The organism is Natronorubrum texcoconense (genome assembly GCF_900100335.1).
Classification (GTDB): domain Archaea; phylum Halobacteriota; class Halobacteria; order Halobacteriales; family Natrialbaceae; genus Natronorubrum; species Natronorubrum texcoconense.
Window position 1 is genome coordinate 37,054 of the sequence record NZ_FNFE01000002.1, and the last position, 15,033, is coordinate 52,086.

Genomic DNA, 15,033 nt, shown 5'->3' on the forward strand with positions numbered 1-15,033 from the left:
CAGCGGTGACCGCGGGCCCGAACCGATACCTCGATACTCGTTTCACTCCGCGGCCCGAACGAGGCGTCATGAACGTCGCGGTCGTCACCGTCGGAGACGAACTGCTCGCCGGACGGACGATAAACACCAACGCAACCTGGCTCTGTGACCGGCTCAGCGACCGCGGCGTCTCGGTCGAGCGCGTCACAACGATCCCCGACCGAATCGGTGACATCGCTCGCGTCGTCAACGAGTACCGGGCCGAGTACGACGCCGTGATCGTCACCGGCGGCCTCGGACCGACGCACGACGACGTCACCATGGCGGGCGTCGCCGCCGCCGTCGGCCGCTCGCTCGAGGAACACGAGGGCGCGCTCGCCTGGCTCGAGGACGACGGCTACTCGCGTGCCGACCTGACCGAAGGGACCGCCGACCTGCCGACGGGAGCACGCGCGCTGCACAACGAGGCGGGGGTCGCACCCGGGGCCGTCCTCGAGGGCATCTACGTGCTCCCGGGCGTCCCCTCGGAGATGAAAGCGATGTTCGAGTCGATCGAGTCCGAGTTTTCGGGGACCGCGACGTACCGCGAGGAGGTCGTCGCCGACGAACCGGAGAGCGCCTTACTCGATCGAATTGCCGAAGTCCGAGACCGGTTCGACGTCGCGGTCGGCAGCTATCCGGGTGGATCGGTTCGGCTCTCGCTCGAGGGGACCGACGAGGCGACGGTCGCTGCGGCCGCAGCGTGGCTCCGCGAGCGCGTCGACGAACCCGAAGAATAACCGTCGACGTTCGACGGCCAGCGGTTCGTTATCGGTACAGATAGGCGAGCCAGCCGATCGTCACGAGCAGACTCAGTGCCAGGACCCCCCAGCCGGCGATCTCCATCGGCAGTTCCGTCTCCGCCTCGAGCACGGCGAACGCGAGTTGGTTCATGTTCGGCGGTGTGTTCCCATCCCTCTTAATCTTTCAGAATCCCGATGGGGAGCAGTTCTCGACGTCGCTCCGCGGGAGAGACGCCCGGCGGTCGTCGCCCGCTCCCTCCTGCGCCGAAAACACCACACGGCTTTTGGATCGGCTTCCCCTAACTCTGGTATGGAGTCTCTCGGTGTCGTCGTGAACCCGATCGCGGGAATGGGCGGTCGGGTCGGATTGAAGGGAACCGACGGCAAACTCGAGGAGGCGCGACGCCGCGGGGCCGAGCCGCGTGCGCCTGAGCGGGCGCGAGAAGCACTGCAAGCGCTTCACCGGCGGACACCGGAGGTGACCGTCTACACGGCCGCGGACGTGATGGGCGAGCGTGCGGTGCGAGACGCCGGTTACGACCCCGTGGTTGTCTACGATCCGGCAACTGCCGAGACGACCGCGGCGGACACGCGGGCGGCGGTCGAGGCCTTCCTCGAGCGCGACGTCGATCTCGTGCTCTTCGTCGGCGGCGACGGGACGGCCGTCGACGTCGCCCGGGTACTGGAGAAAGAAAGCGATGACGTGACGCCGATGCTCGGCGTCCCCGCCGGCGTCAAGATCTACTCCTCGGTGTTCGCGGTGACGCCAGCCGACGCGGGCAGAATCGCCGCGGAGTTCGACCGCGTCGCCGACCGGGAAGTCAACGACATCGACGAGGAGGCCTACCGCGAGGGGGAGGTCCGGACGGAACTGCGGGCCGTCATCCCGGTTCCCGTCGCGCCCGACGTCCAGTCGAGCAAGCAGGTCTCGAGCGGGAACGTCGACTCGCTCGCTGCAGGGTTCGCCCGCGAGATCGACGGGGAACGAACGTACGTCTTCGGTCCCGGCGGCACCGTCGGAGCCATCGAGCGGGAACTGGGAATCGACCCCTCGCCGCTCGGCGTCGACGTCTGGCGCGACGGCGAACTCCTCGCCCGCGACGCCTCCGAGAGCGAGATCCTCGCCGTTCTCGAGGGACCGGTGACGATCGTCGTCTCACCGATCGGCGGACAGGGGTTTCTCTTCGGCCGCGGCAACCACCAGCTCTCGCCGGCGGTCATCCGGCGCGCCGACGAGATCGAGGTCGTCGCCTCGGGGACGAAACTGGACGGCATCGACGCACTGCGCGTCGATACCGACGACCGCGAACTCGACGACGAGCTTCGCGGCTGGATGCAGGTCCGAACGGGGCGGTTTACGACCCGACTCGTGAAGCTTGTTTAAGGTATCGATAGGGGCAGCCCTCACAACCAACCATATTACTATCCGATTCAGATATAAGGATGGTATAGTCAAGATTAAGGTGTCGTCGTTCCATAGATGTCCATATGGAAACGCGGAAAGTGCAGCGACTGGGTCCGTCGACGCTTGCCATGACCCTCCCCGCAGAATGGGCGTCCGAACACGATGTCGAGAAAGGCGACGAGGTCTCCCTGCGAACCAGCGGGAAAGGGACGCTCACCGTCATGCCCGAATCGGCGAGCTCCGAGGAGACGGAGGCGATCATCCACGCCGACGACCTCGACGCCGACGCCGTCGAGCGCGCGATCGTCGCGCAGTACGTACTCGGCCGCCGCGTCATTCGGATCGACACCGAAGACGGCGCGCTCGAGTCCGACCACATCAACGCCGTCTATCAGGCAGAAACCCAGCTGATGGGACTCGGCGTCATCGAGGAGACCCCCGAGAGCATCTCGATCCGGTGTTCGGTCGATCCCGAGGACTTCACGCTCGACAACCTCTTAGAGCGCCTCGAGCGAACCGGACAGACGATGCGCGGCGAGGGCATCAAAGCGTTGGCCCACGGCAACCCCGATCTCGCCCAGCGCGCCCTGAACCGGGAACGGCAGGCGAACAAGATCTTCGTCCTCCTGCTTCGATTGATCTTTACGGCCTACCAGAACCCGAACCTCGCGCGTGCGGTCGGTCTCAACACCGGGTTCCCGCTGATCGGCTACCGATCGATCGCGAAGAACCTCGAGCTGACGGCGGACAACGGCGAGGACATCGCCGATATCGTCATCGAGACGGAGGGCCACAGCCTCAACGTCGATAGCTCGGTCATGCGCGACATCCGCGAACTGAACGAGCTGGTCGACGAGATCACCTCCCTCGCCGTCGAGGCCGCCGTCGAACGCGACTACGACAAGTCCAACCAGGTCCGAGCGATGTTCCACGAGATCTCCGATCAGGAGAAGGAGATTCTCGCCGAACTCCCCGAGATGGACAACGAGGATCTGCTTCGCGTTCGAGAGGTGCTCGTCAGCCTCCAGCAGACCGCTCAGTACGCGATGCGAAACGCCGAGATCGCGGCGAACCTCGCGCTGAACGAGGAGTCCGAACACACGACGATCAACTGAGGACGTCCCGTTCGGGACGACCCGTCGGGTCGGCCGTGTCCACCGATTTTCCGTTCCGTCGCTCGAGGCGACGAGACACGTTGCCGACGAGTGTCGACGAACTGGCCCGCGGGTATTTCGGTTCGAAAGGATAATCGGAACGGCTACCGCAGCTATAGCCGATGCGGGACCTCGCTCGTCGGATCGTCGCGCAGTTCGCGGTCGACCGACGAGTGCTCGCGCTGGCGTTCGCCCGGATGGCGGACGGCGTCGGCAACTCGTTTCTGATCATCGTCATCCCGCTGTACGTGGCGAGCGACATCGTCGGCGGGGCCACGTTCGGCCTCGAGGAGGCGATGGTGATCGGAATTATCCTCTCCCTGTTCGGCTTCCTGAACAGTAGCTTCCAGCCGTTTACCGGTCGCCTCTCCGACCGGGTGGGCCGTCGAAAGCCGTTCATTTTGATCGGGCTCGGCGGACTCGCCGTGACGAACCTCTCGTACATCTTCGCGGAGTCGTACCTCTCGCTGCTGGTGATCCGCGGCTTACAGGGCGTCAGCGTCTCCTTCATCGTCCCGGCGTCGATCGCGCTCGTCAACGAACTCGCGACGACGCAGGACCGGGGTGGCAACATGGGCGTCTACAACACGTTTCGACTGATCGGGTTCGGCGCCGGTCCCATCGCCGCCGGGGCGGTCGTCAACCTCGGACCGTACGCGATACCGACGGGCCTGGAAGTCACCGGTTTCGACGCGGTCTTCTACATCGCGACGGTGACGGCGCTGATCAGCTACCTGCTCGTCACTATCCTCATCTCCGACCCCGACGCGACGAAGGCGAACGCGGGCGCGGACCTCTCGATCGCGATCCGCGACCCGACCGGCAAACGGCTGCTCGATCCGATCTTTACCCTCGGCGTCGCCTCGCTGTTCATGGCGGCCGCGATCGCCCTGTTCGCGACGATTCAACCCCAGGTCAACGCTCGCCTCGAGCAGGGATCGACCTGGTTCGGACTCCAGTTCGCGGCCTTCATCCTCGCGCAGGTCCTGTTGCAGACGCCGATCGGTCGGGCCAGCGACTACTACGGACGACGGCCGTTCATCGTCGGCGGGATGATCCTATTGATCCCGACGACGCTCGTCCAGGGCTTTCTCTTCTCGTCGGAACTCATGTTCGTCGCTCGCCTCGCACAGGGCATCGCGGGCGCGATGGTGTTCGCACCGTCGCTCGCGCTGGCGGGCGACCTCGCAGGCGAAGGGGAATCCGGCTCGAAGCTCTCGATTCTGACGATGGCCTTCGGCTACGGGATCGCCATCGGCCCGCTCTCCTCGGGCGCGCTCGTCGGCTACGGCTTTTACGTTCCGTTCGTCTTCGGCACCGTCCTCGCCGTCTTCGGCACGATTCTCGTCTACACGCAGATCGAGGAGACGCTCGAGACCACGCGGCCGGTCCCGGTCGTCGGGAGCGATTGACCGAACGAGAGGCGAGCGCCGACCGGAGGCCGTACTCCTTTGGCACACGATACCGTACCAACTCGTATGACGACAGCCGACGAGTCGATCGAGCCCTTCGAACTGACGGTCGAAGCGGAGGCGATCGACGACCTTCGGGCGCGTCTCGAGCGGGGGCGCTGGCCCGACCAACTGCCGGACGCGGGCTGGGAGTACGGAACCGAACGCGAGACGCTGCGGTCGCTTTGTGCGTACTGGCGCAAGGATTTCGACTGGTCGGCCTTCGAGGGGCGCTGCAACGAGTTCGACCAGTACGCGACGGTGATCGACGGCCAACGGATCCACTGCTATCACGTTCGGTCACCCGAGCCGTCGGCGACTCCGCTCCTGTTGAGCCACGGCTGGCCGGGTTCCGTGATGGAGTTTCTCGACGTCCTCGGCCCGCTAACCGATCCGGTTGCCCACGGCGGCGATCCCGACGACGCGTTCCACGTCGTCGCGCCCTCGCTGCCGGGGTTTGGCTTCTCCGGGCCGACCACCGAACCGGGCTGGGACGTCCCGCGGATGGCCGACGCCTTTGCGACGCTGATGGACCGCCTCGGCTACGACCGCTTCGTCGCGCAGGGCGGCGACTGGGGCGCACTGATCACGGCGATTTTGGGCGCGAACTACCCCGATCGCGTCGACGCGATTCACACGAACATGGTCTTCCTGACGCCGTCGACGCTCACAGAGCCGATGGAACTGCTGGACGAGCAGGGACGGGCCGACTACGAGGAGACGAAGGAGTTCCGAGAGACCGGGACCGGCTACCACGAGATTCAGGAAACGAAACCCCAGTCGTTGGCGTACGGACTCACCGACTCGCCGGTCGGGCTCGCCGGCTGGCTCACGGAGAAGTTTCGCGCCTGGAGCGACTGCGACGGCGACCTCGAGTCCTCGTTCGATCGCGATCGACTGCTCGACAACCTGAGCGTCTACTGGCTGACGGAGACGATCGGCTCCTCGATGCGCGTCTATTACGAGACCGACGTCAGGTCGGCGACGCCCGACTCGGTCGACGTGCCGACGGGTCACGCGCGCTACCCCGCGGAGATCCACAAGACGCCGCGCGTCTGGGCCGAGGAGGTCTACGACGTCGTCCACTGGGCCGAGATGCCCGCAGGCGGACACTTCGCGGCGATGGAAGTTCCGGAGCTGTTCGTCGAGGACGTTCGGACGTTCGTCCGCGAAGTCGATCCGTAGCGCCCGTATCGGCGTGTGAGCGTCGCACAGAGGGGACTCGAGCCACCGATCGCTCCGTCGGCGCGGGGAGCGTCGGGACGCAACGCAAAAGTAGCGGATGCGCATACGGTTCGACGATGACGCTCTCGGAGGAGGCCACAGAACGACTGGCGGACGTGGTGGAGCTACAGCCGACGAAGAACTCGGAGCTACAGGAGCGATGGGACATGGACAGCGGCAGCGAGGTCCACCAGTACCTCGAGAACGAACTGGGCGACTACTACTTTCGCGACGACAACAGCCTGATCCGGGCGACCGCCGAGGCGAACGACCTCGTCGACGTCGAACCCGGAATCGAGAGCGATCCCGAAGACGAGGGAGTTCCGTCCCGAATCCGCGTGCCGGAGCTCCACGCCCAGATCGTCGCGGTGCTGGCCGGTCCCGACGACGAATCCGAGAGCGTGGTCTCGGTCCTCCACAGCCTCCGGGACGAGTTCGACGTCGACCCCGACTCCGAGGACGTCCGCTCGGGGCTGCAGAGTCTCCGGCGCAAGGGCGTCGTCGAGGTCGAGTACCGCACCGTCCCCACGTTCCGACTGGCCGTCGAGCGGGACGAACTCGAGGTCAGCATCTCGGACTGAGTGACGCGAGACGTTCGTCTCCGACTGGGAGGGCAACAGCGGCGTTTTCGGCGAAGCTACAGCCCGGGTCGTCGCCGTCGTCGCCGATCCTCGAGCAGCTGCCGACAGCGTTTTCCCGGCCCACCTTCGATCGGCCACCCCCGGGTTCGCCAGACCGGCGGCTCCGGTTCGAACGCGGGACAGCCGCCCGAACACTCGGCGGCCGTCTGGCAGCGGCCCTTGTCGGCGCAGTGCGGGCGCAGTTGACTGTCGTCCGCCGCGCGCAACTCGAAGTGTCGGCAGTCGGGTCGCATGGTGTCGACGAACGAGCGCCAGCCGCGCTCGTAAGCGCGCTCGGCGATCGCGAGCCGCTTCTCGGCCTTCACTGCGAGATCGACGTACTCGAATCGCGCCGCCGAGCCGTCTCGCTTGCCGCCCTCGGGCCGCTCGAGAATCCGCGTCCCCGGATCGTCGACGGCGAGGGCTCGGGGAAACCACTCGACCGCGGCGGTGAGCGCGTCGGGCTCGAGCGTCAGAATGCCCGCCTCGACCGGGAGCCGCTCGAACAGCGCGGGTTCGACGGCGTCGCCCGTCTCGCGCGTGGCGACCCAGACTTCGTCGGCCAGCCCCATCGCGACGTCGTACTCGAGTTGGGAACCCAACGCGCGCGCGGCACTCGCGTCGAGGTCGGGTTTGTTTTCGATGGCGACGATTCGCTCGAGCCAGTCGGGGTAGGGCCACTTCCGACGGATCTCGATGCGATTGCCGTTCTTTCTGGTCTCGAGGATACCCCGGTCGTCGGCTTCATGAATCGCCTCGCGGACGTAGCGCCACGGATAGCTGGGATGAGGGAGACAGTCGCGGTAGTAGGTCCACTCCGCGGGCGCGTTCTGGACGACGTGGAGGAGGTTGCCGTCGAGTCGCTCCGGGCCGAAGTTCGCGCGCTCGCGGAGGGCTTCGAGGTTGCACTCGAGAACGATCGTATCCCAGCGGCGGCGCTTCGTCCCGAGCTGGCGGGCGACGACGATCGCGTGGTCGTCGCTCGCGGCGTCGGGCGGCCAGGCGCGTTCGGCCCACCGGCAGGTCCGTAACTCGAAGCCGAACTCGGCAGTGTGACGAGCCACACCTGCCGTTCGGAGCGGAGAACGAAAAGCGCTACTCGATCCGCTCGCAGTGTCGATTGCGGTCGCTCACAGTCCGGATTGGGCGAGCCCTGACGGAGAGACACACCTCGGAGACCCTCTTCCTCGGGCGACAGTATTTAAATAGCAACTCTTATGAAATCTGACTGTAATCGGGAATCGTATGAAGAAACATCCCGCACCGCGACTCGGCACGAACGGCGACGTAATCGGTCAGCGAATCCTCGCCTTCCTGCTCGACGGGCTCATTATGGGGCTGCTCTGGGTCGTCATTATCGGACTCGGTGCCATCCTCGGTGACATAGCCTTTCTGCTCCTGTCGCTGATCGGCTTCGTCGGCGTTTTGGTCTACGCGTTCCTCCTCGAGGGACTCTACGGCTACACACCTGGAAAGTACATGCTCGGCTTGGTCGTCGTCAAGTCCGACGGCTCCGACTGCACGATCGGGGCGTCGATCCTGCGTAATCTGCTCTGGCTGATCGACAGCCTGCCGACGCTCAATCTGGTTGCGATCGTACTGATACTGCTCACCGACGAGAACCAGCGCGTTGGAGACTTCGTGGCGGATACGATCGTCGTCAAGCAGCAGTAATCGACTGCGATCGGCGAGCCAGCTATCGATGCTCTTCGCGGCAGAACGCGTGCCGCGTCGAGTACTCTTTCGGAACTGAGATCGACAAAACCGAGACTCGCAAGTCGGTCGGCACATGACCAATACTCGAACGGATCGGCGAGCATAAGGCTCGGACCGGACGGCGGACTGTCCCGATCGCGAGGATCGTGGGCCCTACTCTTCGTCTTCTTCCTCCCACTCGTCGAGGAACACGTGCGCGTCCTCTAAGATCTCCCGCGGCCCGTCCTGCGTGACGGTGTTGACCGCCTGCTCGTAGTCGCGCCACTGGAGGTCGCGGTGTTCGTTCGAAAGTTCCGCGCTCGCCTCGAAGGACTTCGCGATAAAGAGGTGAACGGTCTTGTGGATCGTCGTGCCGTTCGCCTCGAAGACGTAGTTGTAGTCCTTCCGGAAGCCGTCGAGTAGCCGGAACTGGTCGATACCTGCCTCTTCCTTTACTTCGCGGATCGCCGTCTGTTGTAGCTCTTCATCTCCTTCGACACCGCCCTTGGGGAACTCCCAATCGCCTGGGCGGCTCTTGAGTAGAAGATACTCGCGCCGGCCCCGCGTATCGCGGAAGAGGATCGCGCCTGCGCTCGTAGCTTCGACTGCCATTAACTTCGCTAACAGGTGCGACGTTAAGAGAATATCGGACTGTTCGTCCGCCGTAACGGAATCTCAGCAGGTTTTTACGCGCCGACCGTTCACGTTTGTACGATACCCCACATGACCTTCGTCACCCGTCTCACGCTCCAGAGCGGCGATCGAGCCGCGCTCGACGGCATCGTCGAGGACATCAAAACCTCCGCCGAACGCAAGGGGGCCGCGCTGAAGGGACCTCACTCCCACCCGCCGGAGAAATTCTCGGTTCCCCAGCGGTGTCGGCTCCACGGCGACGACGACCGGCGGTTCGACTCGTGGGAGTACACCGTCTTCACCCGCGAACTCGAGATCCACGGCCACGACAGTCTCGCGCGCAACATCGCCTCGCAGAACTTCCCCGATTCGGTACACATCGAGGCCGAAGTCGAGCAGATCCACGGCGCGGGCCGCGGAAACTGATACGGTTTGCTGTACCGATGTGTCGGTGGGACCGCGATCCGTCCTGCGGTCCCACCGGAACTGACGTACAGCAGAAAGTATGAGTCGTCCTCCCCGCAATCGCCGCCGCCGTCGGTGGTCGGTAGCATTTTCAGCGCTCACGACGAGGAGAAGGTATGAGCACGGACGATCTCGTTTCCCTTCGTCGAGACCTGCATCGCAAACCCGAACCCGCCTGGTGTGAATTTTACACCACCGCACGAATCGTCGCGGAACTCGAGTCGCGCGTCGACCTCGACGAACTCCACGTCGGACCCGACGCGATCGCGGGCGACCACCGGATGGCCGTTCCCGACGAGGCCGAACTGGCCGTCTGGCTCGAGCGCGCCCGCGAGGCCGGCGCCGACGAGGCCGTCCTCGAGCGACTCGAGGGCGGACACACCGGCGCCGTCGCCGTCCTCGAACGCGGTGAGGGGCCGACCGTTGGCCTCCGCGTCGACATCGACGCCCTCCCTCGACGGGAGAGCGACGACCCGGATCACGCACCCGCCGCGGAGGGCTTCCGCTCCGAACACGAGGGCGCGATGCACGCCTGCGGCCACGACGCCCACGCGACGATCGGCATCGGCGTGCTCGAGCGAATCGCGGAGAGCGACTTTCGGGGCACGCTGAAGGTGTTCTTTCAACCCGCCGAGGAGGTCGTCGGCGGCGGAAAGTCGATGGCCGAGAGCGAACACATCCGGGACGTCGACTCGCTGCTCGCGATCCACATCGGACTCGACCACCCGACCGGCGAAATCGTCGCCGGCATCGACGGCTTCCTCGCGGTCAAACACCTCGAGATCGAGTTTTCGGGCGAGTCGGCCCACGCGGGCGGCCACCCCGAACAGGGTCGCAACGCGGTGCAGGCGATGGCGACGGCCGTCCAGAACCTCTACGGTATCCCGCGACACAACGACGGCAAGACCCGGATCAACGCGGGCGTCGTCGACGGCGGCAGCGCCGCCAACATCATTCCGGACGAGGCGCGCATCCTCGCCGAGGTCCGTGGCGAGACGACCGAACTCATGAACTACATGGACCGGAAGGCCCGCCACATCGTCCGGAACGCCGCGAACATGCACGGCTGCGACGTCGAGTTCTCGACGGGTGCCGAAGCGCCGAGCGCGACGAGCGATCAGGAACTCGTCGATATCGTCGCCGACGTCGCGGGCCGGACCGAGGGGGTTTCGAGCGTTCTCGAGCGCGACGAACTCGGCGGCAGCGAGGACGCGACGTTCCTGATGCAGGCAGTGCAAGACAACGGCGGGACGGCCTGCTACGTCGGCATCGGGACCGACCATCCCGGCGGCCACCACAGCGCGACGTTCGACGTCGACGAGGCGAGCCTCGCCCACGGGATCGACGTCGTAAGCGGTGCGATCGAGCAGATCAGCCGCGAACAGGCCTGATCGACGCTTCTGGGTATTTCGCTTCGGCAACCGCGCACTCCGACGACGTGGAACGCCGTATCTGCCGGATCACGTAACAGCGAAGCGAATATGTATACTTCGTCAGAACGTAATCGGTAGCTAACGTATCGGTCGGAATCGAACCGACGCGTCTCGGCGCGTCGATTCGGACTCCACGGCGTTGGTCGAACAGTCCATGCGAGGAAGCTCTCAACGTCACGTTCGCGTCGGACTCTGGGCTCGAATGGTCGCCGCGAGTGCGTTCTTGCTCGCCGCGTTACTGGTACTGCTCGTCGCCGAGTTCCTGTTCGTGTTGCTCCTCGGCGGACTGATCTACTGGATTGCCCTCGGAACGGTTCTTCCCGTCCTCGCGTCCGTACCGACGGTCGCCGCCATCGTCGGCGTCGGCTGTTATCTCGGGCTCTGTCTCGCGGGCTACCACGCGGTTCGGGTTGCCTGGACGAATAGCCTCGAGTACGAGCCCACCGTCATCGCCTCGGAGATGGGGGCGGCGCTCGAGTCTGCTCGGCGACGGATGGACCGGCGAGGGACCGTCGCTATCGTCGCCACCGTACTGGCGCTCGTCGTCGCGAGTCGCTGGCTCGTCGAGCTGGTGGGTGCCGAACTGTTCTTCGTCCCCATTTCGGTCGTCGTCGCACTGATCGTCGTCGGTTCTCACTTCGTCCACACCGTACGCGCGGAACTGTCGGGCGACGTCGCCGTCCTGCGAACGCTCGACGACTCCGTGCACCTCTCGACCGACCTCGAGCGCGACCCCGAACTCGAGGCCATCCGCCGGCGCGTCGATCGACTGGCTCGGCAGGCGGACGTTCCGGCACCGACGGTCAAAATCGCCGTGACGCGAACGCCGACGGCGCTCACTGTCGGCTACCGTCCCGCTGAGTCGACGATCGTCCTCTCGCGCGGGCTGGTCAAAGAGCTCGACGAGCGGGAACTCGAGGCCGTGTTGGCCCACGAACTCGCCCACGTCGCGAATCGCGATGCGGCCATCATGTCGGTGATGACGATTCCGGCGGCGAAAGCCGAGGCGTTCCTCGAGCGCTACGACGGGGCCGGCTATCTCGGACTCCTCGCGCTCCTGTTGCAAGCACTCTCGCGGTGGTGTGTCATCGCCGTCGCTCGCTACCGTGAGTACGTCGCCGACGACGGCGCCGTCGCGATCACGGGTGAGCCGGCCGCACTCGCGGGCGCGCTCGAGACGCTCGATCGGTCGGTCGCCAGACGGCCCACGACGGATCTGCGACGCCACCGGACTGCAGCCGCGTTCTCGATCGTGCCGCCGCCGTGGGAGGAACACCGATTTTTCGACCGCTCGAGGCGATTCGTGGCTCGGCGGCTGCTCGGAACGCATCCTCCAACAAAAAAGCGGATCGAACGGCTGCGATTCGAGACGCCTGATTCGGCGACCACCGGCGGTCAGTAGCCGTCGTCTTCGTCGTCGTGGTCGTCGCCGTCGTGGTCGTCGTCCATGTCGTCGTGCTCGTAATCCACGACGACCTCGAGGTCGAAGGGTTCGTCAGCGGGGGCCGCGTCGGGCTCGAGGTAGCCGACAGCGAACGCCGAGTAGACGTTGCCGGCCGCGGGTTCGACGTCGAACGTCGCGACGACATCGCCGTCGTTGTCCTCGGTCGCGGGGCGGACCTCGAGCGTGTACGCGTCGGGGGCGACTTCGACGGCCGCGGCGTCGCCGAAGGCGGCGTCCTCGACCAGCACCGTCTCGCCGTCACCCACCGTCACGTCGACGGCGGGGGCGTCGGGCGAGGCGTGGACGAGGCGGACCCGGGCGTCCTCGCCGGGATCGCTCAGGTCGTCCTCGAGGACGACCGGGGCGAACGGCTGGTTCTCCTCGGCCAGTTCGCCGAGGGCGGCGATCGTGTAGTCGCCGTCGCCGACCTCGACTTCGTCGTCGAAGACGACGGTGTCGGCGTCGCCCGCAGCCGTGATCATCACGTCGTACGTCTCGGGCGGGAGCTCGAGGTAGTCGCTGACCGCGCGGTAGGGGACGTCCTCGAGGACGGCGTCGCCGTCGACCCAGACGTCGACGTTGGGCGCGTCGGGTGAGAGATGGGCGACGCGGACCCCGGCGTCGTGGTCGTCCATCTCATCCGCGTGTTCGTCGTCGTTGTGCTCGTCATCGTCGTGTCCATCGTCGGCGTGGTCGTTCCCGTCGTCCGCCGCGTCGTCGTCGCCGCCTAAGCAACCCGCAACTGCGATGACCCCGGTCGTGCCGATCAGTGACAGTGCACGTCGGCGTGTGTGGTTTTCTACCATCATCACGATATAACTGGCCGACAGGAATACCCGAAGCTCCTAACTAAGTAGGCTTTTGGCCAAATCATATTTACGTCATGAGATGGTTGAGATCGTCGAGAATCTACAACATCGGCCGGGCAGATACACATTTGTTCGAAGTTTACTGGCCGGGAGCGGACTCCGAGCACTGCGAGGAGTCCGCGACTCGGGGGAGGGCAGGCGGTTCACCGACAGTTACCGCGAGCGGGGCCGAAGGCCGAGCGAGCGGGCCGACGACTGATGTGAGCGACTAATAGGAGCGAGCGGAAGGAGGAGTGTCCTCGTGAGTGAAACGAACGAGGGCTCGGAAGTCGCAGCCCACGGAGCGAACGAAGTGAGCGAGTCGGAACGTCTTCCGGTGCTTTTGATCGAAATTTTATCGAGGGACATCGTGGTCGCGGCGTTTCGCGACCACGATAGACCGCAGAATAAAATTTCGGTGTTAGTACTTCGGCTCCGCCCCGGTCGTCTCGTACACCTGCTCCATCAGCTCGTCGCGGCGGTCCTGCCAGCCGGCGAGCCCCTCGGGACTGGTCGGGTACTGCTCGTAGTGGGCCAGCAGGTCGTCGGCACAGCGTTTGGTCTGGTAGAGGTTCCAGATGGTGCCCCAGTGGCCGCGGCTCTTGATCAGGGACTCGAGTTTGAGCTTCAGGCCGATATCCGTACTGCCGGAGTAGAGCGCCTCGGCGAGTTTGTCGCCCGGCATCGCGGCGAGCAGCCCCATCAGATCGTCGACGTCGATAGCCGTCGAGAGGATATTGTAGACGTCGAGCGCGGCGTATCGTGCGCCGAAGTGCTCCATGACGCGCTCGTTGTACTCCCAGAAGGTCGCCTCGCTGAAGTCGCCGGTCTCGAGCGCCTCGATCGCCTGATCGGCGGCGTACTTGCCGCCGTAGGCCGCGCCGGCGATGCCGCCGCCGGTGGTGGGGTTGACGTGACCCGCGGCGTCGCCGACGGCCATGTAGCCGGGGTGGACGGCCGAGTCATAGGGCCGGCGGGTGGGGAGGGCGGCACCGAGTTTGTCCTCGACTTCCGCGCCCTCGAACTCCGCGCGGTTCTCGAGGTCCTTTTTGAGATCCGCGACGAGTTTCATGGGTTCCTCGGTCATCTGGAAGCCCAGGCCGGCGTTGATCTCGGTGTCCGTCCGCGGGAAGTACCAGAGGTAGCCCGCGGCGCGCTCGGTCGGTTTGAACACGAGGGCGTCGTCCCATTCGACCGGCTCCTCGACGCGGACGATCTCGCGGTAGGCCGAGCAGAAGTGCGAGTAGTTGACGTTGGTATCGAAGGTGGAGTCGGCAAAGTCGACGTTGTCCTGTAACACCGACAGCGACCCGGCCGCGTCGATGACGATATCGGCTTCGTACGTCACTGGGTCGCCCTTTCGAATCGTGTCGACGCCCGTGACGCGGCCGTCGTCGGCCTGCCTGACGTTCTTCACGACGGTATCGTACTGGAACTCGACCCCGGTGTCCTCGGCGCCCTCGATGATGCGACGGCCGTACTCCCAGCGGTCGATGACCGCCAGTTCGCCGGGAACGGGAATCTCGAGGACGGTATCCTCCTGGGGAATCTCGAAGCGGCCGTGGTCGACGCCCGTGTTCGTGAAGGCTGGCTCGAGCTTCGACTTCGGGATCGCCTCGGGGAACGCGTCGGCACCCTTCAGTGCGTCCCCGCAGGCGATGTGGCCCGCCTCTGTCTCCGTCTTTCGCTCGAGAACGACGACGTCGTAGCCCTCGCGTGCGACGGTCGCTGCGGCGTAACATCCTGCAGTCCCGGCACCGACGACGACCACGTCCGGCGAGCGGGGCTCGGACGCGGCGGTGGCGGCGGACTGCTCCTGCGTGCTCATACCAACACAGTCCACACCACGGGAAGAAAACGTTTTATGTGTTAGCTGTCGGCTCGGCGAGCTCGGTGGCGC

The 15,033-nt window shown here is 65.4% G+C and carries 15 protein-coding genes; 10 read left to right on the plus strand and 5 right to left on the minus strand.

All coding sequences use genetic code 11. From position 1 onward, the window contains the following. Positions 1 to 68 precede the first annotated feature (68 nt). The gene (locus BLT08_RS06450; protein ID WP_090304068.1) at positions 69 to 758 is read left to right on the plus strand and encodes a competence/damage-inducible protein A; all 690 of its coding nucleotides are present in this window, start codon (positions 69 to 71) and stop codon (positions 756 to 758) included. Between the two features lie 28 nt (positions 759 to 786). On the opposite strand, the gene BLT08_RS23575 is transcribed toward BLT08_RS06450, so the two are convergent. Continuing rightward, positions 787 to 912, minus strand: coding sequence for a hypothetical protein (locus tag BLT08_RS23575; protein WP_006091941.1), 126 nt, complete (start codon positions 910 to 912; stop codon positions 787 to 789). Positions 913 to 1,071: 159 nt separating this feature from the next. Between BLT08_RS23575 and BLT08_RS06455 the strand changes: the two genes are divergently transcribed. From BLT08_RS06455 to BLT08_RS06475, 5 genes are all read left to right on the plus strand, one after another. Continuing rightward, a complete protein-coding gene (locus tag BLT08_RS06455; RefSeq protein WP_090304071.1) occupies positions 1,072 to 2,145 on the plus strand; it encodes an ATP-NAD kinase family protein in 1,074 nt (357 codons plus the stop codon). A 104-nt stretch (positions 2,146 to 2,249) separates the two neighbouring features. Continuing rightward, positions 2,250 to 3,281 carry a phosphate signaling complex PhoU family protein gene (locus BLT08_RS06460; protein ID WP_090304074.1) on the plus strand — a complete coding sequence of 344 codons (1,032 nt, stop codon included), beginning with the start codon at positions 2,250 to 2,252 and terminating at the stop codon, positions 3,279 to 3,281. A 161-nt stretch (positions 3,282 to 3,442) separates the two neighbouring features. Continuing rightward, positions 3,443 to 4,732, plus strand: coding sequence for an MFS transporter (locus BLT08_RS06465; protein WP_090304077.1), 1,290 nt, complete (start codon positions 3,443 to 3,445; stop codon positions 4,730 to 4,732). A gap of 66 nt (positions 4,733 to 4,798) precedes the next feature. Beyond that, a complete protein-coding gene (locus tag BLT08_RS06470; RefSeq protein ID WP_090304081.1) occupies positions 4,799 to 5,956 on the plus strand; it encodes an epoxide hydrolase family protein in 1,158 nt (385 codons plus the stop codon). A 116-nt stretch (positions 5,957 to 6,072) separates the two neighbouring features. Then, on the plus strand, positions 6,073 to 6,576 hold the full coding sequence (locus tag BLT08_RS06475) for a DUF5797 family protein (protein ID WP_090304084.1): 504 nt from the start codon (positions 6,073 to 6,075) through the stop codon (positions 6,574 to 6,576). 56 nt (positions 6,577 to 6,632) lie between these two features. On the opposite strand, the gene BLT08_RS06480 is transcribed toward BLT08_RS06475, so the two are convergent. Beyond that, positions 6,633 to 7,679 carry a DUF5787 family protein gene (locus BLT08_RS06480; RefSeq protein ID WP_090304087.1) on the minus strand — a complete coding sequence of 349 codons (1,047 nt, stop codon included), beginning with the start codon at positions 7,677 to 7,679 and terminating at the stop codon, positions 6,633 to 6,635. 181 nt (positions 7,680 to 7,860) lie between these two features. On the opposite strand from BLT08_RS06480, the gene BLT08_RS06485 reads away from it, so the two are divergent. Next, entirely contained in the window at positions 7,861 to 8,289 is a 429-nt protein-coding gene (locus BLT08_RS06485) for an RDD family protein (protein ID WP_090304089.1), read from the plus strand. Positions 8,290 to 8,484: 195 nt separating this feature from the next. On the opposite strand, the gene BLT08_RS06490 is transcribed toward BLT08_RS06485, so the two are convergent. Continuing rightward, positions 8,485 to 8,922 (minus strand): bis(5'-nucleosyl)-tetraphosphatase, encoded by a 438-nt coding sequence (locus BLT08_RS06490; protein ID WP_090304091.1) that lies wholly within the window; start codon positions 8,920 to 8,922, stop codon positions 8,485 to 8,487. Between the two features lie 111 nt (positions 8,923 to 9,033). On the opposite strand from BLT08_RS06490, the gene BLT08_RS06495 reads away from it, so the two are divergent. The 3 genes from BLT08_RS06495 to BLT08_RS06505 all read left to right on the plus strand — a co-directional run bounded on the left by BLT08_RS06495 (position 9,034) and on the right by BLT08_RS06505 (position 12,243). Further along, on the plus strand, positions 9,034 to 9,369 hold the full coding sequence (locus BLT08_RS06495) for an uS10/mL48 family ribosomal protein (RefSeq protein ID WP_090304093.1): 336 nt from the start codon (positions 9,034 to 9,036) through the stop codon (positions 9,367 to 9,369). Between the two features lie 155 nt (positions 9,370 to 9,524). After that, positions 9,525 to 10,799 (plus strand): amidohydrolase, encoded by a 1,275-nt coding sequence (locus tag BLT08_RS06500; RefSeq protein ID WP_090304096.1) that lies wholly within the window; start codon positions 9,525 to 9,527, stop codon positions 10,797 to 10,799. A 244-nt stretch (positions 10,800 to 11,043) separates the two neighbouring features. Then, complete coding sequence (locus BLT08_RS06505; RefSeq protein WP_090304098.1) at positions 11,044 to 12,243, plus strand: M48 family metallopeptidase; 1,200 nt, start codon at positions 11,044 to 11,046, stop codon at positions 12,241 to 12,243. On the opposite strand, the gene BLT08_RS06510 is transcribed toward BLT08_RS06505, so the two are convergent. Further along, positions 12,237 to 13,091 (minus strand): DUF4397 domain-containing protein, encoded by an 855-nt coding sequence (locus BLT08_RS06510; protein WP_090304100.1) that lies wholly within the window; start codon positions 13,089 to 13,091, stop codon positions 12,237 to 12,239. The genes BLT08_RS06505 and BLT08_RS06510 overlap by 7 nt on opposite strands. Positions 13,092 to 13,554: 463 nt before the next feature. Next, positions 13,555 to 14,961, minus strand: a complete 1,407-nt coding sequence (locus BLT08_RS06515) for a geranylgeranyl reductase family protein (protein WP_090304102.1) — start codon at positions 14,959 to 14,961, stop codon at positions 13,555 to 13,557. Positions 14,962 to 15,033: the final 72 nt, after the last annotated feature.